At 37.1% G+C, this 22,713-nt stretch carries 18 protein-coding genes; 13 read left to right on the top strand and 5 right to left on the bottom strand.

Annotation, left to right across the window (positions count from 1 at the left end; all coding sequences use genetic code 11):
* The first annotated feature begins 197 nt into the window (after window positions 1-197).
* Window positions 198-671, top strand: a complete 474-nt coding sequence (locus tag AC27IF_RS14390) for a GNAT family N-acetyltransferase (RefSeq protein WP_487055033.1) — start codon at window positions 198-200, stop codon at window positions 669-671.
* Between the two features lie 16 nt (window positions 672-687).
* On the opposite strand, the gene AC27IF_RS14385 is transcribed toward AC27IF_RS14390, so the two are convergent.
* Window positions 688-1,926: an FAD-dependent oxidoreductase gene (locus AC27IF_RS14385; RefSeq protein ID WP_487055032.1), complete on the bottom strand. Its 1,239-nt coding sequence runs from the start codon at window positions 1,924-1,926 to the stop codon at window positions 688-690.
* Between the two features lie 170 nt (window positions 1,927-2,096).
* Here AC27IF_RS14385 and AC27IF_RS14380 point away from each other — a divergent pair, with 170 nt between their 5' ends.
* From AC27IF_RS14380 to lnt, 7 genes are all read left to right on the top strand, one after another.
* On the top strand, window positions 2,097-2,549 hold the full coding sequence (locus AC27IF_RS14380) for a hypothetical protein (protein WP_487055031.1): 453 nt from the start codon (window positions 2,097-2,099) through the stop codon (window positions 2,547-2,549).
* Between the two features lie 49 nt (window positions 2,550-2,598).
* Window positions 2,599-5,382, top strand: coding sequence for a ligand-binding sensor domain-containing protein (locus AC27IF_RS14375; RefSeq protein ID WP_487055030.1), 2,784 nt, complete (start codon window positions 2,599-2,601; stop codon window positions 5,380-5,382).
* Between the two features lie 175 nt (window positions 5,383-5,557).
* Complete coding sequence (gene miaB, locus AC27IF_RS14370) at window positions 5,558-7,009, top strand: tRNA (N6-isopentenyl adenosine(37)-C2)-methylthiotransferase MiaB (RefSeq protein WP_487055029.1); 1,452 nt, start codon at window positions 5,558-5,560, stop codon at window positions 7,007-7,009.
* Between the two features lie 125 nt (window positions 7,010-7,134).
* Window positions 7,135-8,121: a PhoH family protein gene (locus tag AC27IF_RS14365; RefSeq protein WP_487055072.1), complete on the top strand. Its 987-nt coding sequence runs from the start codon at window positions 7,135-7,137 to the stop codon at window positions 8,119-8,121.
* Entirely contained in the window at window positions 8,121-8,570 is a 450-nt protein-coding gene (gene ybeY, locus AC27IF_RS14360) for an rRNA maturation RNase YbeY (protein ID WP_487055028.1), read from the top strand. The genes AC27IF_RS14365 and ybeY overlap by 1 nt, the downstream gene beginning before the upstream one ends.
* 54 nt (window positions 8,571-8,624) lie before the next feature.
* Window positions 8,625-9,503: a CorC family transporter gene (locus AC27IF_RS14355; RefSeq protein WP_487055027.1), complete on the top strand. Its 879-nt coding sequence runs from the start codon at window positions 8,625-8,627 to the stop codon at window positions 9,501-9,503.
* Window positions 9,496-11,088 (top strand): apolipoprotein N-acyltransferase, encoded by a 1,593-nt coding sequence (gene lnt, locus AC27IF_RS14350; RefSeq protein WP_487055026.1) that lies wholly within the window; start codon window positions 9,496-9,498, stop codon window positions 11,086-11,088. Before AC27IF_RS14355 ends, lnt begins: the two co-directional genes overlap by 8 nt.
* Before the next feature lie 8 nt (window positions 11,089-11,096).
* On the opposite strand, the gene AC27IF_RS14345 is transcribed toward lnt, so the two are convergent.
* Entirely contained in the window at window positions 11,097-12,554 is a 1,458-nt protein-coding gene (locus AC27IF_RS14345; RefSeq protein WP_487055025.1) for an NAD-dependent succinate-semialdehyde dehydrogenase, read from the bottom strand.
* 272 nt (window positions 12,555-12,826) lie between these two features.
* On the opposite strand from AC27IF_RS14345, the gene fdhD reads away from it, so the two are divergent.
* Window positions 12,827-13,615, top strand: a complete 789-nt coding sequence (gene fdhD / locus AC27IF_RS14340) for a formate dehydrogenase accessory sulfurtransferase FdhD (RefSeq protein WP_487055024.1) — start codon at window positions 12,827-12,829, stop codon at window positions 13,613-13,615.
* A complete protein-coding gene (locus AC27IF_RS14335; protein ID WP_487055023.1) occupies window positions 13,605-15,932 on the top strand; it encodes an FdhF/YdeP family oxidoreductase in 2,328 nt (775 codons plus the stop codon). Before fdhD ends, AC27IF_RS14335 begins: the two co-directional genes overlap by 11 nt.
* A gap of 14 nt (window positions 15,933-15,946) precedes the next feature.
* Here the strand turns inward: AC27IF_RS14335 and AC27IF_RS14330 are convergent, their stop codons facing one another.
* A complete protein-coding gene (locus tag AC27IF_RS14330) occupies window positions 15,947-16,846 on the bottom strand; it encodes a LysR family transcriptional regulator (RefSeq protein WP_487055022.1) in 900 nt (299 codons plus the stop codon).
* 127 nt (window positions 16,847-16,973) lie between these two features.
* Between AC27IF_RS14330 and AC27IF_RS14325 the strand changes: the two genes are divergently transcribed.
* From AC27IF_RS14325 to AC27IF_RS14315, 3 genes are read left to right on the top strand one after another with little or no spacing between them, the layout of a single operon-like run.
* Window positions 16,974-17,690: a CoA transferase subunit A gene (locus tag AC27IF_RS14325; RefSeq protein ID WP_487055021.1), complete on the top strand. Its 717-nt coding sequence runs from the start codon at window positions 16,974-16,976 to the stop codon at window positions 17,688-17,690.
* A gap of 3 nt (window positions 17,691-17,693) precedes the next feature.
* Window positions 17,694-18,350 carry a 3-oxoacid CoA-transferase subunit B gene (locus tag AC27IF_RS14320; RefSeq protein ID WP_487055020.1) on the top strand — a complete coding sequence of 219 codons (657 nt, stop codon included), beginning with the start codon at window positions 17,694-17,696 and terminating at the stop codon, window positions 18,348-18,350.
* Window positions 18,351-18,376: 26 nt separating this feature from the next.
* Window positions 18,377-19,561 (top strand): acetyl-CoA C-acyltransferase family protein, encoded by a 1,185-nt coding sequence (locus AC27IF_RS14315; protein ID WP_487055019.1) that lies wholly within the window; start codon window positions 18,377-18,379, stop codon window positions 19,559-19,561.
* Between the two features lie 459 nt (window positions 19,562-20,020).
* Here AC27IF_RS14315 and AC27IF_RS14310 read toward each other — a convergent pair whose 3' ends face one another.
* Window positions 20,021-20,830: a hypothetical protein gene (locus tag AC27IF_RS14310; RefSeq protein ID WP_487055018.1), complete on the bottom strand. Its 810-nt coding sequence runs from the start codon at window positions 20,828-20,830 to the stop codon at window positions 20,021-20,023.
* A 379-nt stretch (window positions 20,831-21,209) separates the two neighbouring features.
* Window positions 21,210-22,439 carry an EAL and HDOD domain-containing protein gene (locus AC27IF_RS14305; protein ID WP_487055017.1) on the bottom strand — a complete coding sequence of 410 codons (1,230 nt, stop codon included), beginning with the start codon at window positions 22,437-22,439 and terminating at the stop codon, window positions 21,210-21,212.
* Window positions 22,440-22,713 lie beyond the last annotated feature (274 nt).

Genomic DNA, 22,713 nt, shown 5'->3' with positions numbered 1-22,713 from the left:
CACTTTTATTCCTTTATACCTTCCTATTTGGTTGATATATAGCCAACTGTTAACTATGCTGAAAGCAGGTGTACGATCTTCACAATTAAAAGCAACAACAATAACTATTCAGACTATCGTTTTACCCAATAATTTTGTCTGTTAAGGGCATCTATTAAAACCCTTAACCTAAATCATAAAAAGAATGGTTATTGAATATGTCATACAGTGTATCTAGGGTGCAATGGCAACAAGCCGCCCCGCTATTAAAAGATGTTCGTGAAAAAGTATTTGTGTGTGAGAGACGCATTCCTAAAAAAATAGAATTTGATGTTAATGATCATTCAGCTTTTCATATGCTAGTTTGTGATGATGTATCACAAGAGCCCATAGCAACAGGACGCATTTCATCTACGGGCCAAATAAGTCGTATCGCTGTAGTTATGGAATATCGACAGGCATCAATTGATAAAGTCGTACTGCAAGGCTTGTTTCGTATTGCTGGAGAATTAGCATTAGATGAAGTTTTTATCTATAGCCCTTTAGAGCAAGTAACTTACTTTCGAGAGCACTATTTTTACCCTGTCGGCTCTGTATTTATGGAAGCCGGAATGCCCAAACAACGTATGGCATGTGCAATTAATGCTGCCAGAGAAGATGCTAGCCAAGCAAAGTATTATTTAAACCATTAGTTTTCTTATTTACTAACTAAACACCACAGGCATAAGCTAATGCTTTATTTTTAATGACACTGTTCACCACAGGTACTTTATTCACTGCAAATAAACTGATATTTCGCAATGACTTTATTAATGGAGATGGGTGACTAAAACTTAAATATAATGCATCCATCGCCGTTTGCATTAACAAATTATCTTTACGCCTACTTTGCTCATATTGAGCCAAAACTTTCACGCCATGCCAGCATTTGCCGTCGCCAATGGCCGTTGCAATTACAGTCTGCAACGCTTTCACATCTTTAAAACCTAGGTTAACACCTTGTCCTGCCATAGGATTAATTGTATGTGCCGCATCCCCTATAATTAACACACGCTTATTCTGATAACTATTAGCATGACGACGAGTTAGCTCAAACGAGCCTTTATCGATAACATTAATATTGCCTAACCGTTTAGGAAAAGTCGTTAAAATTTCTTTTTGCAGCTGTTCATTTGATAAAGTCATTAAGCGCTTTATTTCATCACGCTGGTGATACCAAACTAAAGAAGCATATCCGCTATCGTTTTGCTCATTCACTACTGGCGAAGTTAATTCATGTGAAGGTTTCAATTGCTTCTTTGATAGTGGTAAAAACGCTACCGGACCCGTAGGGAAAAACTGTTGCCAAGTGATATCTTGTTGCGGCTCTTTCGTTTCAACATTAATCAATATAGCCGATTGTTGATAATCCCATGACGTTACACCTATATTCATGAGCTTACGTACATGAGAATTTGCACCGTCTGCACCAACAACTAACTTTGCTGTGATGGTTTTATCACAAAGCAACAAAGTCACTTTGTCCTCATCTTGTGATAACTCAACTAAAGACTCAGGGCAAAATAATTTGACTTTATCGTGGCTATTTATCTGTTGCCATAACGCCAACTGTATTAGTCGATTTTCAACAATATGACCTAAATGGTCTTGTTCGATATCTAGCGCATCGAATTCGGTATAAGCATATTCCTGCTCCCAGACACCTAATCGTTTATACGGACATGCTCGCCACTGCTTTATATGTTGCCAAGCCCCTAGCTGCTCAAGTAAATATTGAGAGGCAAGTGAGATAGCCGACACTCTTAAATCTAATGCTTGTTCACTGGAAAAGCTGCCAGGTTGATATTTTTCTACTACAGCAACGTTAAGGCCTTGCTCAGCCAAAGCTAAAGCACTCGATGCACCAACCATGCCACCACCAATAACCACACAATCAAAATCTGTCATACGCTTTTGCTATACTATTTATGTAAATTAAGAGACTTGTCTATTTCGGCATTCTACCCAATAGTGCTTAAATAGCCTATTAATTTTACAAGTTTGCTTTCGAACAATAATTAGCTATATTGGATATGCTTTACTTCAAAGCACTATATTTAAAAAATTAAGGAAAGATGATGACTATAGCAAAAAAAGAAGAGTTAGTAGTTCATGATGACATAAAGATAGTTTATGACATGACTGAAAAGCCAAATAGAACCAACTTAAAAGCACATACCGACAGAGCAGTAATTGCCAACATACGTGCAGATTTAGTTCTACCTGAGAACAATATTCTTACTGTAGATATAGATTTTGATACCACAAGTGGCTACCATAACAACGCAATCATGGTAATGGACGATTTTGGGGTCGAAATGGTTGCAACAGCATTTGAATCTAAATACTCTAAGGAAGCTGCTGATAATGTGCGTAAAGCATGGGCAGAAAAACAACAACAAGATGATCCACGCAAGCCGACTTATTTACTGGTTCAAAAACCAACGTCTATCGATGAGACACCACAAGTGTTTGCTGTTTGTGGCGGCAAAAGGCATGATAACAACATTGCTCCAGAGAGTGTTGTATAGCCCGATAAGACAACTACAAATGTCAAATAATATATTAAAGCAACTGAACATGTTGCTTTTTTTGTTCGTTTTTTCAACCACGGCCCTACCTTCTCTTTCATATGCTTTTCAGCAATCTACCTTTAAAAATACCGGCAATATATATTCTATTGTTCAAGACCAAAAAGGCTTTATTTGGCTTGCAGGACAAAATGGTCTTTTTCGTTATGATGGTGAGCAAGCCATTAACTTTTCGAATAAAGATAACGGCTGGTCTATACCATTTAATTGGATTAATGATATATCGGTTCATGAAGAACACTTACTTTTATCTACAGAAACCGATGGGCTTTGGAAATTTAATACTGAAACAGCAACAAATCAACGAATAGAGCTGCCAGCAGAAATTAATACCTTTTATCGCTCCCTTCATCATAAAGGTAGCTATTATGCTATCAGCATGTCTCCTCAGAACTTATACCGTTACGATATAAAAACAAAATCGACCACCTTAATTGCAGAAGACATTGATAATTACCACTTATTTAGCAGTGAAGATAGAATCTATTTTGACGATAAAAAGAAGTTACAGTATTTAGATACCAGAACCAATAACTATAAAATCAACTCAATAGAGTCTATTAATACCGAGATAAAAACAGCAAACAGTATTAATAATATGTTACTGGTAACAGACGACTCACACATGTATTTACTGAAAGACAACGGTAAGCTCATTAAGAAAAAAATTGAACAGCCTGTTAATTTAATTACCCCACACGATAATCAACACTTTTTCTATTCTGTCGATGTAACAGGTAAAATATCCAAACGAGAAACCAAAACATTAAACATTATAAAAAGTAATTTCCCGACAGTTCAAAAAGCAAGGTACCAGACATTACTACATGATAACTCAGGTGTTTTATGGTTAGGGGACAATATAGGGATCCAACAATTAACGGAAGCAAGAATTAAAAATCATTCGGTATCTTTTAAAACAAGATTTAACTATATGGAAGCCGAAGTTTACCAAGAGGAAATATATATAGGTACTTCAGGAAAAGGGGTCCACACTTTTTTATTATCAGATCAAAATGAATTATCCCCTGTTGAAACTATCAATCGAGCATTATCTAACAGGGCTATGATAACCGGTGATTTATTAACTATTGGCGAAGAGTTATTTATTGCTACTTTCGATGGTTTATGGGTTTACAATAAAAACACAGAGCAAGTAACTAAACTAAATTTAACTTACAATGAACAGAATTTAAGTAATTTAGTTTTACTCAAGTTACGTAAAAGTAAAAATCTTTTATATATAGCAACTGATGGCAGTGGTTTAATTATTTATGATTTAAATAAGCAAATCATCGTTGAACACCTTAACAAAAGCATAGGACTCAGCTCAGGTGAAGTGATTGATATTCTTCCATTAACTGAATATAAGATTTGGATAGCAACAGCAACAGGGATTGATGAAGTTAATAGACAAACAAAACAAGTAAAAAATATCACTAAGCAATCAAGCACAAAATTTATTTCTCTTTTGAAAGTAGATAATAAAATCTTCTCTTCGACTAAAGGTAAGGGAATACAAGTCTATAATAGACAAGGTGAATTATTAGCTCAATTAGCTAAAGGCGTTAATTTCAGTCAAATGGTATATAGTGATGATAAGATCATTGCTTCTGCAAAGCCTGGACTATACATAATATCTCCTGATAATTATCAATATTCAATGGTTACAAACACTGGAAAATATACCTTTACAGACAACGCTTTTACTTTCAAAAAGTCCTTATACATTCCTAATAGCACTGGCATATTACAATTACCTAGAAATCATAAGAAAGTTTTTCACCCCAAAATATACATCAGTAAAACCACCGTTTCAGGTAAATCATATTTATTAAATAAATTAATCGAAGTTGATAGTGGTAATGATGTTATTACTTTAGATCTAGCTAGTTTGGATTACCGACCGGGTATTAAAAAAAATTATGCTTACACCTTCGACGGTAATGAATGGCATCAAATAAGTGGCAACCAATTAACGCTAACAGGTTTGGCATCGGGTGAATACAACATAGAAATTATGGCTACCAATAGTTTAGGCCAGTGGAGTGATTTTAAAGCATTCACCAATATTAAAGTCGCCTACCCTTGGTATTGGTCACCTCAAATTCGTTTACTTTATAGCGTATTTCTCATTAGTCTTACTTCACTCATAGCATGGTTACTCTATTTACGCAGTAAATCGATAGCTCATATTCATAACACTTTGAAAAATGATCTGAATAATCAAGGAAAGATAAATTCGCAGTTGAATAGAAATTTAACATTAGCTAATGATTTATTAACTCAAGGAGATATAAGTCAAAGTAAAACATTGCTAACACAATGTATTACTGAGTTAAGTAATCAACACGCATCAACTGAGCCCAACACCCTTGATGGTCAAACACTGTCAGTTGCGATACCATTTTTCGCCAATTATTTGCAGCACAAGTACCAAGTCAACCTTACCGCGCAGCTTAATATCAATGATGAAACGCTAAGTTATGAACTACAAGCAGATATATACCGCGTCATTTTTGAAGCAATAACCTACGTAGTCTTAAAAGGTAGTGGTAGAAACTTTAAAGTTAACTTACAAATATTTAAAAATAAAATATGGTTGAACCTATATGACGATGAACAAGGTTTTGCTAACTTCGATAGTAAAATAAATTTTGATATTTCTATGTATTATATTCGTCAAATAGCCAATAAACATAAAGGCTCCATCAACGCTTTTAATGATCAAAGTGATGGTAGTCAGTTAGTATTAAGCCTACCATTACCCTAAGCTATTGGACTTGTGCTGAGAAGGATCTACACGCATTTTCAATAAGCATGGCTAATGCTCTCGAAAAACACTTCAAAGTAATATAAAATACGCCTCCTTTTATCAAAGCAATAACTGATGTTGTCATTGATAAGTGATTTTGCTGGTCAATAAAACGCGTAATAGAGTGAAGTAAATGAGTAAAAAGTTATACATTAAAACCTGGGGCTGTCAAATGAACGAGTATGACTCGCAGAAAATGGCTGAATTATTAGACTCAACCCACGGTTTTGAGCTGTCTGAAGAAGCAGAAAATGCTGATGTTATTTTACTTAACACCTGCTCTATTCGTGAAAAAGCGCAAGAAAAAGTATTCCACCAACTTGGTCGCTGGAAAACGTTAAAAGATAAAAAGCCTGATTTACTAATTGGTGTTGGTGGTTGTGTTGCCTCACAAGAAGGTGATGCTATTCGTCAACGTGCACCGTTTGTTGATATGGTTTTCGGGCCACAAACCTTACATCGCTTACCAGAAATGTTAAATCAACTATATCGTAGTAGTAATCCTATTGTTGATATTAGCTTTCCTGAAATCGAAAAATTTGACCGTTTACCAGAGCCAACAGCAGAAGGACCAAGTGCTTTTGTTTCCATTATGGAAGGCTGTAGCAAATATTGTACTTTTTGCGTAGTTCCTTACACTCGTGGTGAAGAAGTTAGTCGCCCACTTGATGACGTACTTTATGAAATTGCTCAACTTGCAGAGCAAGGTGTGCGAGAAGTTAATTTACTTGGTCAAAATGTAAATGCTTATCGCGGTGAAATGCACGATGGGAGTATTTGCCGTTTTGCAGAGCTAGTTCGCTTGGTAGCAACGATTGATGGTATTGACAGAATCCGTTATACGACTTCGCATCCAGTTGAATTCACTGATGATATTATTGAAGCTTACGCAGATGTACCTGAATTAGTAAACCATTTACACCTTCCAGTACAAAGTGGTTGCGATCGTATATTAACGCAAATGAAACGCGGTCATACAGCAATAGAATATAAGTCACAAATCCGTAAGCTGAAAAAGGTTCGCCCTGAACTATGCATGTCTTCTGATTTTATTATAGGTTTCCCTGGTGAAAGCGATGATGACTTTATGGACACAATGAAATTAATTGAAGCCATCAACTTTGATTTAAGTTTTAGTTTTATCTATAGCGCACGACCTGGCACACCCGCTGCTGATTTACCTGATGACATCAGCGATGAAACAAAGAAACAACGTTTACAATTATTACAAGATAAAATAACTCATCAAGCATTACGTATCGCCAGACAAATGTTAAACACTGAGCAACGTATACTTGTTGAGGGTCCTTCAAAAAAGAACCCTATGGAATTACGCGGTAAAACAGAAAATAACAGAACAGTTAATTTTGTTGCGCCACACTCAGTTATTGGCCAGTTTGTCGATGTGAAAATCACCGACGTTTATGCTAACTCTTTACGTGGTGAGTTGGTTCGTCAAGAAAGTGATATGGGCCTTCGTATTGCTCACTCTCCTGCTGACATTTTAGCTAACAATCATCACAAGTCATCTAAAGCAATCATCAATAATCTTGATGAATTAGGTGTTGGGACTTTTACCCCTTAACTTTGTTAAACTTTTTGGAATACACTTTGAGTACAACAACCAAGCAGCAAACAGTAAAACAACAGAATCATCAATTAACGCTTTCTCCCGTTGATAATGAACGCCAAGCGAACCTTTGTGGCCCAATGGATGACAATCTAAAATCCATTGAACGCCGCTTAGGTGTTGAAATAAGTTATCGTGGAAATGAATTTAAAATACTTGGCAATGAGCTAAATTGCCAAGCAGTAATTGAATTATTAAAACGTTTATATGTCGAAACGGCTCTGATTAAGGGAAAATACTCACCACTGACTGCTGAAATGGTGCATCTTGCCATTCTTGAAGCTAATGTACTCGAACAAGATACTCCCACCAGTAAAGAAGCAGAAGATCTTGGTGCCAATTTTGAAAAAATGGTTACCATTAAAACCAAACGTGGCATGGTTAAGCCTCGTAATAGTAACCAACAAGATTACGTTCAAAGCATTTTAACTAATGATATCAGTTTTGGTGTTGGTGTAGCTGGAACAGGTAAAACCTACCTTGCCGTTGCCTGTGCAGTTGATGCTCTTGAACGACAAGAGGTTCGTAGAATTTTACTTACTCGCCCTGCTGTAGAAGCAGGAGAAAAACTTGGTTTTTTACCTGGTGATTTAACTCAGAAAATAGACCCCTATTTACGTCCGCTCTATGATGCACTTTTTGAAATGTTAGGTTTTGAACGTGTTGAAAAGCTTATTGAACGTAATGTCATAGAAATTGCGCCTCTTGCCTACATGCGTGGTAGAACATTAAACGATGCGTTTGTCATTTTAGATGAAAGTCAAAATACTACGGTTGAACAAATGAAAATGTTTTTAACCCGCATTGGCTTTAATTCTCGCGCTGTTATTACCGGTGATATTACCCAAGTTGACTTACCTAAACATCAAAGTTCAGGTTTACGTCACGCAATTGAAGTTTTACAAAATATCCATGGTATTAGCTTCAACTTCTTCCAAGCTAAAGACGTCGTTCGTCACCCCGTAGTAGCCCGTATTGTTGAAGCATATGAGTCTCATGAACAGAAACTCAATAGGCAAAAACAACAAAAAGTGTCACAAAATACAGCTAAAGATGAGTCGATTTAATGGCAAACACGGTTGATCTACAAGTCGTTTGTGATGAGCAAGCACTCCCTAGTGAAGAGCAATTTCAAACTTGGGTAGATTCCGCACTAGAAAATGTAACAAATAAAACTTTCGAACTCACCATACGTCTTGTTAATGTTGAAGAAAGCCAGCAACTCAATCACCAATATCGCCATAAAGATAAGCCAACTAATGTCCTCTCATTTCCATTTGAAGTACCTGAAGGTGTTGAGCTTAATTTATTAGGTGACTTAGTGATCTGCAGCCATGTTGTTGAACAAGAAGCAAAAGCGCAAAATAAAGCCTTATTTGATCATTGGGCTCATATGGTGATACATGGGTGCTTGCATTTGTTGGGATATGATCATATAAACGATAGTGAAGCCGAAGAAATGGAAGCATTAGAAATCAAAGTTTTAGCTAAATTAGCTATTAGCAACCCATATTAATGCTGATTTTCACACAAACGAATAAATTTACCTCTAAGGAAAGTAATAAGCTCTATGAGCGATGATAACCCCCAGCCGATAAACGGCTCAAAGCAAAAAACTATATTGAAAAAAATCATTCAATGGTTTAGCCCTGAGCCGAAAAATAAAGATGAGCTAGTTGATATATTAGCTGATGCCCAAGATCGAGAATTAATCAATCCTGAAACCAAACAAATGATTGAAGGGGTTTTAGAAGTATCAGAAATGAAAGTTCGCGATATTATGATCCCTCGCTCGCAAATGGTGACTATTGATCGTAACCAAAACCTAGATGAAATCTTGCCCATTATTCTCGAATCAGGTCACTCTCGTTTTCCTGTTGTTAATGAAGACATAGACCATGTTGATGGCATACTTCTAGCGAAAGACTTACTCGCATTTGGTTTTAATAGTGACGCCAGCGAATTTAGTTTAAAAGATAATATTCGCCCAGCGATAATTGTGCCTGAAAGTAAAAAAGTTGAACCACTATTAAAAGAGTTTCGTTCAAATAGGTACCATATGGCACTCGTTGCTGATGAATATGGCGGTATTTCCGGTGTTATTACCATAGAAGATATACTTGAGCAAATTGTTGGTGAAATTGAAGATGAAACCGATGATGAAATTGAAGAAGATATTAAACTGCTAGCCTCAAATGTATACATAGTTCGAGCATTAACCGGCTTAGAAGATTTTAATGAGTACTTCAACAGCGAATTTGATGAAAAATCAGCAGATACTATTGCAGGAATTGTTATTAACCAATTAAATCACATGCCTCAAAAAGGTGAAGAAGTGACTATGGGCCTTTTTGAATTTAAAGTATTAGCGGCTGATAATAGACGCTTACAAATGTTACAAGTCACTGTCGATAAGAAACATAAAATCAATGGTAAAGTGAGTGACTAAAGCACGTTCTCCACACCTCTTGTTCCGTTTTATCAAACAATGTAAGAACATTTTAACCAACCCATATTATTGGTTATGTTTTTGTGCTGGTTTAAGTTTAGTATTCGCCTATGCACCATTTTCTTACTGGCCTTTAACTTTAATCATTCCCAGTATCGTTTTTTACCAAATCAGTGAAAGCTCTCCAAAAAACGCCGCTAAGTTAATCGGTTTTTTTGCTTTTGGCTGGTTTGCCAGTGGCATCAGCTGGGTGCACGTTAGCATAGATCAATTTGGCGGCTTACCTTTAGCGGTATCTATCGGTTTAATGTTAATGCTATGCCTCTACTTAGCTATTTTTCCAGCGTTAGCTGCCTACTTAACAGCTTACTTTTCAAAAAATAAAACACTAAATTTATGGTTGTTTCCTTCATTTTGGTTATTTAGTGAATTTTTACGCTCAGTAGTATTAACCGGCTTTCCTTGGCTATCACTTGGCTACAGTCAAATTGACAGCCCATTAGCCAGCTTTGCGCCAGTTATTGGTGAAGTAGGGATCACTGGGATAATTGTCTTACTAAATATCTGTTGGGTTAAGCTATTTTTGGCGTTAAAACAGCGCAAACATAATGCTCTAGCTGTACCTATGATGTTAAGTGTATTTGTCTTTGTTACTAGTTATCTTTTATCAACTGTTCACTGGACTCAATCCACAGGTACAACAACTAAAGTCGCCTTAGTGCAAGGGAATATTGAACAAGCAATAAAGTGGGCACCAGAGCAAGAATGGCCTACTATGCTTATGTATCTAGAACAAAGCTTAGAAAATGATGATGCTGATATTATTGTTTGGCCTGAGTCTGCTATACCTGCTATGGAGCCAAGCGTTCAAGATTATTTATCTACATTAAATAGAGCATCCTTAGCTAATGACAATGCCGTTATTACTGGCATTATCAATTATAACTTTGAAACTAGAGAGTATTTTAATAGTTTAATTGTGGTCGGTAAAAAACATTTTGATGATGAAAACGGCTATTACTACAATCACAGTAATCGCTTTTCTAAATATCATTTATTACCTATTGGTGAGTTTGTCCCTTTTCAGGAATGGTTAAGACCATTAGCACCCTTTTTTAACTTACCCATGTCATCCTTTACCCGAGGTAATTACAAGCAAAATAATCTAGTCGCGAAAGATGTTAGCTTATTACCCTTGTTATGTTTCGAAATTGCTTTTCCACACCAGTTAGCGGCCAACTTAACAAAAGATACTGACTTAATACTCACCGTAAGTAATGATGCTTGGTTTGGTAATTCTCATGGCCCACATCAACATATGGAAATAGCTCGTATGCGTGCGCTTGAGTTTGGGCGACCTCTTTTAAGAGCGACTAATAACGGTATAACCGCTGTGGTTGATCACCAAGGTAATTATATCGAGCGCATTCCTCAATTTGAGCAAGCGGTATTAAAAACAGATGTTAAGCTTGTCTCAGGTAACACGCCCTATAGCCAGTGGCCAAGATTAACTCTTTTACTTCTTATTTTAATACCTTTACTTTTGACCATTTTCTTACAAAAGTTTGGTTATTTTAAGCGCTGATAATCCTATTAACTGTTTAATCCTCCCATACACAAATACTTAATTTCTAAATAATCATCTAACCCATATTTAGAGCCTTCGCGACCATTACCCGACTGCTTCATGCCCCCAAATGGAGCTGCCGCATTAGAAATAATACTTTCATTTATACCTACCATGCCAAAGTCTAACCCTTCAGCAACTCGCCAGATACGACCTATATCACGGGAATAAAAATAAGCAGCTAAGCCATATTCAGTGCTGTTTGCAATTTCAATCGCTTGTCTTTCATCATCAAAGCTAATTATTGGGCTTACCGGACCAAATATTTCATTATGAGCAATAGGCATGTCATTGGTAACATTGGTTAAGATACATGGCGCTAAGAAGCTGTCGCCTAATTGATGATTCTGCTCAGTTAAAGCAAGTTTTGCTCCTTGTGCAACAGAGTCATCAATTAATTGTTTTACTTCACTAACGGCTTTTGCAGAAATCATTGGGCCAATAGACACTCCTTCATCTAAGCCATTACCCATTGAGAGAGCTTTCACAGCAGTTACATATTTTTCGGTAAATTCAGTTAAAATGCTAGAGTGCACCAAAATACGGTTGGTACAAACACAAGTTTGCCCAGCATTTCGATATTTAGACACGAGTGCCCCTGCAACAGCAGCATCAATATCAGCATCGTCAAAAACGATAAAAGGCGCATTACCACCTAATTCCATCGATACTTTTTTTACCGTTGAAGCACATTGGCTGATCAGTGATTTACCTACGGCTGTTGAGCCAGTAAAAGTGAATTTGGCAATATCTTCATGTTCAGTGAGTACTTTTCCCATGCCGCGAGAATCATCACCAACCACCACGTTAAAAACGCCAGCAGGTATGCCAGCTCGTTCAGCAAGCTCTGCCATAGCAAGTGCTGATAAAGGCGTTTGCGTTGCAGGACGCACGACAAAAGTACAACCAGCAGCTAGGGCCGCAGCCGCTTTTCGGGCAATCATGGCATTTGGGAAGTTCCATGGCGTAATAGCTGCTACAACGCCAATTGGCTGCTTGATTACCACAATTCTTTTATCATCAGAAGGCGCTGGAATGGTATCACCATAAACGCGCTTTCCTTCCTCACTAAACCATTCGATAAAAGCAGCGCCATAAGCCACTTCACCTTTAGCCTCAGCTAAGGGCTTACCTTGCTCTAAGGTTAAAATACGCGCGAGGTCATCCTGATTTGTCATCATTAAATCAAACCATTTACGCAGTATACTTGCTCGTTCATTAGATGATTTAGCAGACCAAGATTTAAATGCTAATTTAGCCGAATCCACAGCTAATTTTACTTCATCCACACCAGCGTTATCTACTTTAGCAATAAGTTGCTCTGTGGCAGGATTAATAACCTTGATATTGTTATCACTACGATGCCAAATTCCATTTATGTAAGAAGAATTTTTTAATAACTGTTGATCGTAAATATTATCCATACTTAACCTTTAAGGGTTACTCTATAAGCTACTTAATACCATATTAAGCGATGTTTAACACTAAGCTCTGCTCATCTTTTAATAATTATTTGTTGTAGAGCAACCAGTGATAGTTAACCATTTAAGTTTTATCGTTACATAATATTAAATATCAAAATATTGCCCAAAAAAATGAGTTAGTTTCCGTCGAATCATATAGTGAATAACTTTCAATTGTGTCACAAATAAAAAGTCACTACACTTAAGCTATAGTTACCGTTGTCCTTGAATATATGCCTGATAAATCACCTACACATAAAACCAATACCTCCACTGTGCTAGTCGAAGAATATGCGCTTGCTATCTGTATTAACGATATTAATTATGCGGTAATGATGGTGAGTCCTTTTGATTTAGAAGATTACGTTATTGGTTTTTTATTTGCAGAGCGAGTAATCAACACCAATAGTGAAGTTCACGATATTGATATCGACATAAAACATAATGATTTTGCTGTGCAAGTTAATGTCTCACTTGCGAATCGGTGTTTACAATTAGTGAAAGATAAAAAACGGCAACTGGCTGGTCAAAGTGGCTGTGGTATTTGCGGTGTAGAAGCACTGCAGCAGGCATTACCAGAAGTTTCACCGTTAACTAAAACACCTAATTTAGACCCTAGTACACTAGGCGCACTACGTAATGACTGCCAACAATGGCAAACCAAAGCAACACAATCAGGGGCTTTACATGCCGCCTTTCTAATTGATGAGTTTGGGAATGTTTTACACTCTCGAGAAGATATTGGTCGTCATAACGCCTTAGATAAGTTAATTGGTTACCTAGTTTCGAAAAAGATTAATACCGCGAATAAAGCCATATTAATGACCAGTCGATGTAGCATAGAGTTAGTACATAAAACCCTTAACATTGGCATTAATCACTTAATCAGCTTAGCTTCACCCAGTCGTTTAGCATTACATGTCGCTCATCAAGCAAACCTTAACCTAGTCCATTTAACTAAACATGATGGCGCGCTATTTTTTGAACCGCCCCAAGTAGATTATTCACACTATGAAAAATAAAGCATCAAGTAAAGGTGGCGGCTTAGACTCATTAAAGTCCACCATTAAACATGTTTGGAAAAGCCAAGAAGCTAAAACCAACATTAAAAACTTAATGCGTGCTAATCAAGATCAAGGGTTTGACTGCCCAGGTTGTGCTTGGGGAGATCAAAAAGAAGGTCTACTGCAATTTTGTGAAAATGGGGCTAAAGCCATTGCTTGGGAATCTACTAATAAAACCCTTGATGAAGAATTCTTCAACCAATATACGGTTAGCCAGCTCAATAAGCAAAGTGATTACTGGCTAGAGTACCAAGGCCGACTGACACAGCCGATGAAATATCATTCTGCCTCTGATAAGTACCAGCCAATAGCCTGGCAGCAAGCGTTTAATTTAATAGCTGAAAAACTCAATAATTTAGCAAGCCCAGATCAAGCGGAATTTTATACTTCAGGGCGCGCCAGTAATGAATCATCATTCTTGTATCAATTGTTTGGCCGTTTGTATGGCACTAATAATTTCCCTGATTGCTCAAACATGTGTCATGAAGCAAGCGGTATAGCCCTAAATCAAGCGATTGGAATAGGTAAAGGTACCGTGACTTTAAAGGATTTTGATCACGCTGATGCTATTTTTGTGTTTGGTCAAAACCCAGGTTCAAATCACCCTCGCATGATGAACGCCTTAAGAAAAGCCGCGAAAAATCATTGCAAAGTAGTCAGCTTCAATAACCTTAAAGAAGTGGCGTTAAAACGCTTCGCTAGCCCACAAGACCCAATCGAGTTATTAACCCCTGCTGCGACAACCATTAGTCACCAATATTTCACGCCTAAATTAGGAGGAGATATGGCCGCCATTAGAGGTATGATCAAGCACTTAATTGCTAAAAATGATGAAACCATTGCTAATGTTCAAAGGGGTATCCTTGATACTAGCTTTATTAAACAACATACGGCTGATTTTGAATTAGCGAAAGAAGCAGTAGTAAACACCTCTTGGCAACACATCGAAGCGCAATCTGGGTTAACTCAAGCCGAAATTACTGCAGCCGCAGAAACCTTTATCAACGCTGACAAAGTCATCTGCACTTGGGCTATGGGTATTACCCAACATAAACATTCAGTGGCAACCATTAGAGAGCTAGTCAATTTACAATTAATGACCGGCAATATCGGCAAACTAGGTGCGGGATTATGTCCTGTACGTGGCCATAGCAACGTTCAAGGTAATCGAACGATGGGCATCAACGAGAAACCCCATCAAGCCTTTTTAGATAAACAAGCTGAGCTGAGTGGACAATCAATGCCACAAAAAGCAGGTCACAACGTTTACCATGCGATAAATGCCCTACTTAAAGGCAGCAGTAAAACGCTTATTTGTTTAGGGGGCAATATCGCAGCCGCCTCACCTGATACAGAGCAAACATATAAAGCATTAAAAAATTCCAGCCTTAATGTACAAATCAGTACTAAGCTAAACCGCAGCCATCTTATGATAGGCAAAGATGCATTAATTTTACCTTGTCTTGGCCGAACAGAAATAGATCGCCAAACTAGCGGTGAGCAAGTAATCACTGTTGAAGACACCTTTAGTATGGTACATGCCTCAAAAGGTACAGTCCGTCCTAAAGTAGATACGATAAAATCTGAAGTAGCTATTGTTGCTGGTATCGCTCAAGCAACATTAGGTAATACCACTTATAACTGGCAAGCCTTAGCCGCAGATTACAGTAAAATTCGCCAATTAATCGCTAAAACTATTCCAGGATTTAGCGACTTTAACAATAAAATTCAACAAGTAGGTGGTTTCTACTTAGGTAATAGCGCTGCAGAGTTAACTTGGAAAAATAGCCGAGGTAAAGCTGAATTTAGCAGTGTTAATTTACCTGATGATATTCTTGCAATGCCACTGTCGGCCATTGCTGAAGAAAAACGTCAAAGTGTTTTAACCTTACAAACATTGCGATCTCACGATCAATTTAATACCACTATTTACGGAATGGATGATAGGTATCGTGGCGTTTATGGTGAGCGAAAAGTGTTATTTATTAACAAACACGACGCTAAAAGACGTAAATTAAATGATGGCGACTGGGTGCGGTTAGAATCAATATGGCATGATAATATCACCCGCAGTGTTGATGGTTTTAAAATAGTAATTTACGACATTCCAGAAGGTAACTTAGCTGCTTATTATCCCGAAACAAACCCACTGGTTCCTTTAGGTAGTTATGGCGAACAATCATTTACTGCGACATCTAAATCTGTACCGGTAATCATTCATCAATCAACACAGGCAAAAATTTCACTAACCAATAACGATGAAATAACCAATTGATTATAAATAACAACCTATGACTCAATAACTTGATAATCTTTTCTGATCATCTCAATAAATGCCTGCGCGGTTGTTGATAAAGGATAACGCCTGCGAGTAATAATACCTACATGCCTGTGTATTTTGGGAGTAGATAGCGCTTTATATTCAAGGTTTAAGGCAGTTAATTGCTGCTTATACAAAGATGGCACTGCACTGATCCCCAAGCCAGTGTTAATCATTTGAACAACTGTCGCTAGCTGATTACTTTCAAAATCGACATTAAGAAAAATTCCCTGCTCCGCCAAGCTATCATCAATTAGGCTCCTCATACTTGATGGGCGTTGCAATGCAATATAAGGATATTGAATTAAATGTTGCCAAGTCAGCTCTGTAATCTCATTTAGCGGATGTGTTTTAGGATAGGCACAAACAAACTCATCTGAAAACAACGGCTCAAAACTAAGATCTTTTGAGGCATCGGGGTCAAAGCTAATAGCAAATTCAACCTTACCGCTTTGCACCATAGCAACAGCATTTTCTGCGATAACATCATGAACTTTCACTTTAATCGCTGGGTATTGCTCAGTAAATGCAAGTAAGTGCTCAGGCAAATGAGTACTCGCAAAAGATGGCATCACCGCTAAGGCTAAACTGCCACGCTTTAATGAAAAAAGCTCATTGAGATCAGTAAAGGCATTGTCAAAGTCGTTCAATAAACGTTTAGCAACCGGAACAAATAACTCCCCTTCTGGTGTTAAAGACAAACTACGTGTCGAGCGAGTAAGTAGGCTTCCACCAACAGTTTCTTCAAGGTTTTTGATAGAAATACTCAAAGCAGGTTGAGATATATGCAGTAACTCGCAAGCTTCGGCAAAACTATTCACTTCCACTACAGCTAAAAATGCTCGTATTTGTTTAATAGTGACATTCATACCAATCAATTCATTTAAAAAATTTATCAATAATTAATATTAATCAATTTTACAAATAACATCAATTAGTCAATGCTTAACCTACATTTTTCAACGAGGCTTTTCACGCATAGTGAAAAGAATGCTAATGGCAGGATTTAACAAAGTAGTGTCAAGCTATGAAGAAGCAATGGCAGGTTTGACCGATAACATGACGATTATTTCAGGTGGATTTGGTTTATGTGGAATACCAGAAAATTTAATCGCCGAAATAAAACGTAAAGAAACTAAAGGCCTGACCCTAGTTTCAAATAACTGTGGCGTTGATGATTTTGGTTTAGGGGTTTTATTACCTAATCGTCAAATTAAAAAAATAATCGCCTCTTATGTGGGTGAGAATGCTGAATTTGAACGTCAAATGATGTCTGGAGAGTTAGAAGTTGAATTAACGCCACAAGGAACTTTGGCTGAAAAAATGCGTGCTGGTGGCGCAGGAATTCCAGCTTTTTATACCGCCACAGGGGTCGGAACCTTAGTAGCTAAAGGAAAAGACGAGCGACAATTTAACGGTCGAGATTACATTCTAGAAGAAGCAATAACCAGTGACTTTGCCATAGTCAAAGCATGGAAAGCGGATAAATATGGCAATTTAGTCTTTAGAAAAACCGCTAGAAACTTTAACCCTATGGCGGCTACTGCTGGAAAAATCACAGTCGTTGAAGTGGAAGAAATTGTTGAGCCGGGCGAATTAGACCCAGATGAGATTCATACCCCTGGTATTTATGTCAATCGCCTTATTCAAGGGCAGTTTGAAAAACGTATCGAGCAACGTACCACTCGTCCATCACTTAAACAGGAGGATTAACCAATGGCTTTATCAAGAGATCAAATAGCACAGCGTGTAGCCCGCGAACTAAAAGATGGTTATTACGTAAACTTAGGCATAGGTATCCCAACGTTAGTGGCAAACTTCGTTCCACCGGGTATGGAAGTGATGTTGCAATCTGAAAATGGTTTACTTGGCATGGGACAATTTCCAACAGAAGAAGATATAGACGCAGACTTAATTAATGCCGGTAAACAAACCGTGACTATGGTTACAGGCGCGTCAGTTTTTGACTCAGCAGAATCATTCGCCATGATACGCGGTGGCCATGTTGATTTAACTGTATTAGGTGCTTTTGAAGTAGATGTAAATGGCAATATTGCCTCATACATGATCCCCGGTAAGCTAATTAAGGGCATGGGTGGCGCGATGGATTTAGTCGCTGGCGCTGACAATATTATCGTCACCATGACTCATGCCTCTAAACATGGCGACTCAAAGTTACTTACTAACTGCTCACTACCGCTTACTGGCAAAGGCTGCATTAAAAAAGTGTTAACCGATTTAGCTTTTCTGGAAATTAAAGCGGGGAAATTTCATTTATTAGAGCGTGCTCCTGGCGTTAGCGTAGAAGAGATAATTAAACTGACTGCAGGTGAACTTGTTGTACCTGATCACGTTCCAGAAATGCAATTTTAATAAACTCAAATTTTAAGAGAATAAACATGACGAATAGAGAAGTTGTTGTTGTCAGTGCTGTACGTACTGCCATTGGTGAATACGGTGGTAGTTTAAAAGATATTGCCCCCACAGATCTTGCTGGCTTAGTAATTAAAGAAGCTGTTCAAAGAGCAAATATTAATAGTGAAGATGTGCAACATTGCGTTATTGGCAGTGTTACACATAGCGATAGAAAAGATATGTACATGAGTCGCTCAGCTGCATTAAAAGGCGGGTTATCTAATGAAACGCCTGCAGTTACTGTCAATCGTTTATGTGGCTCAGGCTTACAATCAATTGTTTCTGCTGCACAACTCATTTTATTGGGTGATTGTGACATAGCTGTAGCTGGCGGTGCTGAGTCAATGAGTCGAGCTCCCTATTGGGTACCTAAAGCACGTTTTGGTATTCGTATGGGTGATACCAATATGGTTGACCCTATGGTAGGTGCATTAACCTGCCCTGTTGACGATACTCATATGGGAATTACCGCTGAAAATATTGCTGAAAAATGGCAAATATCTCGAGAAGAGCAAGATGCACTAGCGCTTGAAAGTCATAAGCGCGCTGAAATAGCCATTAATGAAAAGCGCTTTGTCGAGCAAATATTACCCGTTGAGTTAACCACTCGCAAAGGCACAACAATTTTTGCTCAAGATGAGCATGTACGCTTTGGCGCCAAAGCGGAAAACTTTTCAAAATTACGTCCAGCTTTTAAAAAAGATGGCTCAGTCACCGCAGGAAATGCCTCAGGCATTAATGATGCCGCTGCCGCGTTAATTATGATGGAAAAAAGTGTAGCAGAAGCTAAAGGCCTGAAACCTATAGCTAAACTCGTTAATTATGCCTTTGCCGGTGTCGAGCCTAAATATATGGGTATTGGCCCAGTGCCTGCCATTAAAACCTTATTAGACAAAGCTAACTTATCGGTTGAAGACATTGATGTTTGGGAAATAAATGAAGCTTTTGCCGCACAAGCATTGGCGGTAGTAAAGGATTTAAATATTGCCCCCAGTAAGGTAAATCCTAATGGCTCAGGGATATCACTAGGTCACCCCATTGGCGCAACAGGCTCGGTGATTTCGGTTAAAGCATTATATGAGCTACAAAGAACTGGCAGTCGGTATGCGGTTGTGTCAATGTGCATTGGCGGCGGACAAGGTATTGCAGCATTATTTGAGCGTTTATAAGTGATAAGTTAAGTTTTAGTTTTAGTTTTAGTTTTAACTATCAAAAACAAAGAAGGATTGAATGACGAGGCACACGTGTGTAAGGGATGCATACCTCGTCAATTTAGCTTCCTAAAAGAAAACTAAATTCATTTTATAAAACACTAAATGTTAATTGAAGTTAGTTGGTATCGATTTAACCGATAGACAGGTTTTAACTCATTATAACTGAGTTTTAGACTTAGTAGCTCAAACATAAATATACAATTTGGTAAATTGGTTTTAGCAAGTTTTAAAGTCTCAAAAACCACTAAAGTAGTCATTATTAAATGTTTTGCCATTTATTTTGCAATAATAGCCCGCCTCAATAAATAATGAAAAAAATTCGTTGCAAAAATTGGTTAGCTACTTCAATTAGATATTTCAGTTGCTTGATCTTAATAGGAAACATAATTTTTTATTTTTAGTTCCCTACTAAGGCTAGAACACTATTGTATATCCACCGATAGCGAAGGCTACTGCAGCAGCTATAAAAGGGGCGACTTTCTCTAAGAAGTCGGGAAGTAATATATACGCCAGTAAATCAGATTTACGTTTTAAACTTAGATACTCTTCGATTGATAAGTTAAATGGTGTATGTAAACTGGTTTGTGTTGATTTAGTGCCTTCCTTAACTTTTAGTTTAAAACCTGTAGCGCAATGAACTCTAACTTTAATTTTTCTATCGCTACTCTCTAATGCTCTCAGATACTTTTTATCTGGTTCTTCTATCTCTATAGTTGTTACATACCAATAACTAATACTATAAGGCGAAACATAGTCTCGGGTATAACCATCAGAATTAAATATTTTATCAGGTGATACTAATTTGGGTTTAAACCCATCAGTACTTCCGTTTGCTAATAAGTATTTATAGGCACTATCGTAAATCTTTTTATATTTATTAAGAATAAGTTTATGTCTTATTTCCTTGCTAAAAACATCAGCCGAACTATCTAGTTCTGCAACCCTTTTATAAACCCAGTATTTATAAATAGCATAAGCTAATACTATTAATAAAATTACTGTTACATTATTAGGATTACTCCCATTTACACTTCCGCCAATAAAGGGAAGTTTATCTAGTTTGATATACCCCAATGTATGTATGACCGTTAAAAATGAAACAATAACAACAAAGCGTCCCTTCAAAGCTAGTTCTTTATTATCAGATGCTTTAACCGGAATTTCAGTAATTCCTTGTTGATTACTATTTTGGGAATTATTGGGTAAAGGCTGTATGTTATTCATTTTTGTATCTAACTTCCCTAGTATGAGAGAATACTATCGTACGGGACAATTACTTTTATGTCTGTATTTTCTACGAATAAAGTAGATATTTTGTCAGGGGAACAGGGGGTGGTCTCAACCACTAAAGTGATAACTTTAATGGCATAACACATGATATTAACAAAAACATCAACCATACGGCCAAATTTGGTTATGAGGTAGTTATCTATACAAATTCTAATCCGAATCACCGTTAGAAGTTAAAGCTAATGTCCGCAACGTGGTATAGTCAGCATTAAGGTGTAAAATACCAATGGCAGTAATAACCTTATTGCTGCCTATCAGGTTTAGTAATGCCCTGTCATTTTAAAATGTATAATCAACATTGAGCCACAACAGTTTAGGGACAAGTTGCGCAACACCACTTCAGTGCATCGTGATAAAACATCAGTAAAGCCTCTTCAGAAATATCGTACTTGGCCATAATAGAGCAATTTTCTTTTTTATCTTCTGAGAACTCATAATATTTTACTATCTCAAGCGCATCATAAAGCATGCCTTTTTTAGCAACCAAAGCTATTTTGATTTCCTCTGCTAATGGTAAATCCATGATGATCTGCTCGGTAGAGCAATTTAATATTGCTCCTATATGACTCATAACACCGGTAATAAAAGCGAGTCCTCTTATGTTTAAAAAGGCCGGAGAAAATGAGATGTACTCCATCATTTTACCGCGTACTAAAGACTCCCTTAACAGTTCACTATTACTACCTGATGATAAATTAGACATAGCGATGATAGCGATAAATTGTTTTATCTTATCTGCGCCTAAATAGGTAACCGCTTGTTTAATTGAGCTGATTTCTACCCTATTCTTTTCTGTTTCTAAATTAACTAATTTGAGAACACCACTCATCAAGCTTACATCCTGAGAAATGATTTCGGATAAGTTATTAAAGTCTAAATCACTCTTGAATACTTCAGCGAATAACTGCAGTAAATTAAGCTTAATGGGTTTGATAAAATGACCGACATTTAACTCGGGTTTGTGAAAAAAGTAACCTTGAAAGTAATCAATACCAATTTGAATTAACATCTTAAATTGCTCATGAGTTTCAATACGTTCAACAACAATTTTAATGTTTTTATCACTAACAAATTGACTATTTTTTAAAGCGACAATTTGCTCAAAACTGATATCTTCTCTATCTACCTTAATGATAGAGATGTAGGGGAATAATTTCTCCCACTTTGGAGAGAAATCATAGTCATCAAGCGCTAAGGTATAACCTTTATGATATAAAGACGAGACAACTTTAATAACATCTGGGGTAACATTAATCGTTTCCAACAGCTCCAAAATAACAGTATTTCGGTCTAAAACTAACGGGATTTCTTTTAATAACGATTGCTCATCAAAATTGATAAACGCTTTTTTTTGTGAGCATAAATTGTTTAAATCACCAAAGATATGATTTTGTAATATCACTTGTGAAGTGGCTTGCTCTGGTTTGGGTTGAATATCTATATTTTCACTATTATTGCGAAATAAAAGTTCATACGCATAGGTGTTCTTTTGATGGTCAAAAATAGCTTGGCGGGCAACAAATTTATTACTCATTTCTTCCATGAACAGATCCCAACAATAAAGATATTACTTTTCTTCAGTATAGCCTCTATTTTTGTGCTCTCAATAAAGAAAGTAAAAATGTTAGATGAATATTTCGCTGATCGTTCAGTATCAATTTATCATTCACCTAAACCCATTATCAATTTGAAATTTAGATTACAAGGGAAGAATAAATATCAACTTCTTACGTTTGGAGTAAGTTTAAATTTTGGAAAATCTAGTAGATCAAAAGCCCAATACCAATACACTAAGTGTGTGTCTACTTACTAGTCAC

The organism is Colwellia sp. KS18-150, assembly GCF_057551365.1.
Note: the sequence above shows the minus strand (reverse complement) of the source record. Positions and strands in the feature narration are given on the sequence as shown.

Bases quoted from the DNA above. Each gene is read 5' to 3' on its own strand.
- AC27IF_RS14390 (WP_487055033.1), top strand. From the start codon at position 198: ATGTCATACAGTGTATCTAGGGTGCAATGGCAACAAGCCGCCCCGCTA.
- AC27IF_RS14385 (WP_487055032.1), bottom strand. From the start codon at position 1,926: ATGACAGATTTTGATTGTGTGGTTATTGGTGGTGGCATGGTTGGTGCA.
- AC27IF_RS14380 (WP_487055031.1), top strand. From the start codon at position 2,097: ATGACTATAGCAAAAAAAGAAGAGTTAGTAGTTCATGATGACATAAAG.
- AC27IF_RS14375 (WP_487055030.1), top strand. From the start codon at position 2,599: ATGTTGCTTTTTTTGTTCGTTTTTTCAACCACGGCCCTACCTTCTCTT.
- miaB (WP_487055029.1), top strand. From the start codon at position 5,558: ATGAGTAAAAAGTTATACATTAAAACCTGGGGCTGTCAAATGAACGAG.
- AC27IF_RS14365 (WP_487055072.1), top strand. From the start codon at position 7,135: ATGGATGACAATCTAAAATCCATTGAACGCCGCTTAGGTGTTGAAATA.
- ybeY (WP_487055028.1), top strand. From the start codon at position 8,121: ATGGCAAACACGGTTGATCTACAAGTCGTTTGTGATGAGCAAGCACTC.
- AC27IF_RS14355 (WP_487055027.1), top strand. From the start codon at position 8,625: ATGAGCGATGATAACCCCCAGCCGATAAACGGCTCAAAGCAAAAAACT.
- AC27IF_RS14345 (WP_487055025.1), bottom strand. From the start codon at position 12,554: ATGGATAATATTTACGATCAACAGTTATTAAAAAATTCTTCTTACATA.
- fdhD (WP_487055024.1), top strand. From the start codon at position 12,827: ATGCCTGATAAATCACCTACACATAAAACCAATACCTCCACTGTGCTA.
- AC27IF_RS14335 (WP_487055023.1), top strand. From the start codon at position 13,605: ATGAAAAATAAAGCATCAAGTAAAGGTGGCGGCTTAGACTCATTAAAG.
- AC27IF_RS14330 (WP_487055022.1), bottom strand. From the start codon at position 16,846: ATGAATGTCACTATTAAACAAATACGAGCATTTTTAGCTGTAGTGGAA.
- AC27IF_RS14325 (WP_487055021.1), top strand. From the start codon at position 16,974: ATGGCAGGATTTAACAAAGTAGTGTCAAGCTATGAAGAAGCAATGGCA.
- AC27IF_RS14320 (WP_487055020.1), top strand. From the start codon at position 17,694: ATGGCTTTATCAAGAGATCAAATAGCACAGCGTGTAGCCCGCGAACTA.
- AC27IF_RS14315 (WP_487055019.1), top strand. From the start codon at position 18,377: ATGACGAATAGAGAAGTTGTTGTTGTCAGTGCTGTACGTACTGCCATT.
- AC27IF_RS14310 (WP_487055018.1), bottom strand. From the start codon at position 20,830: ATGAATAACATACAGCCTTTACCCAATAATTCCCAAAATAGTAATCAA.
- AC27IF_RS14305 (WP_487055017.1), bottom strand. From the start codon at position 22,439: ATGGAAGAAATGAGTAATAAATTTGTTGCCCGCCAAGCTATTTTTGAC.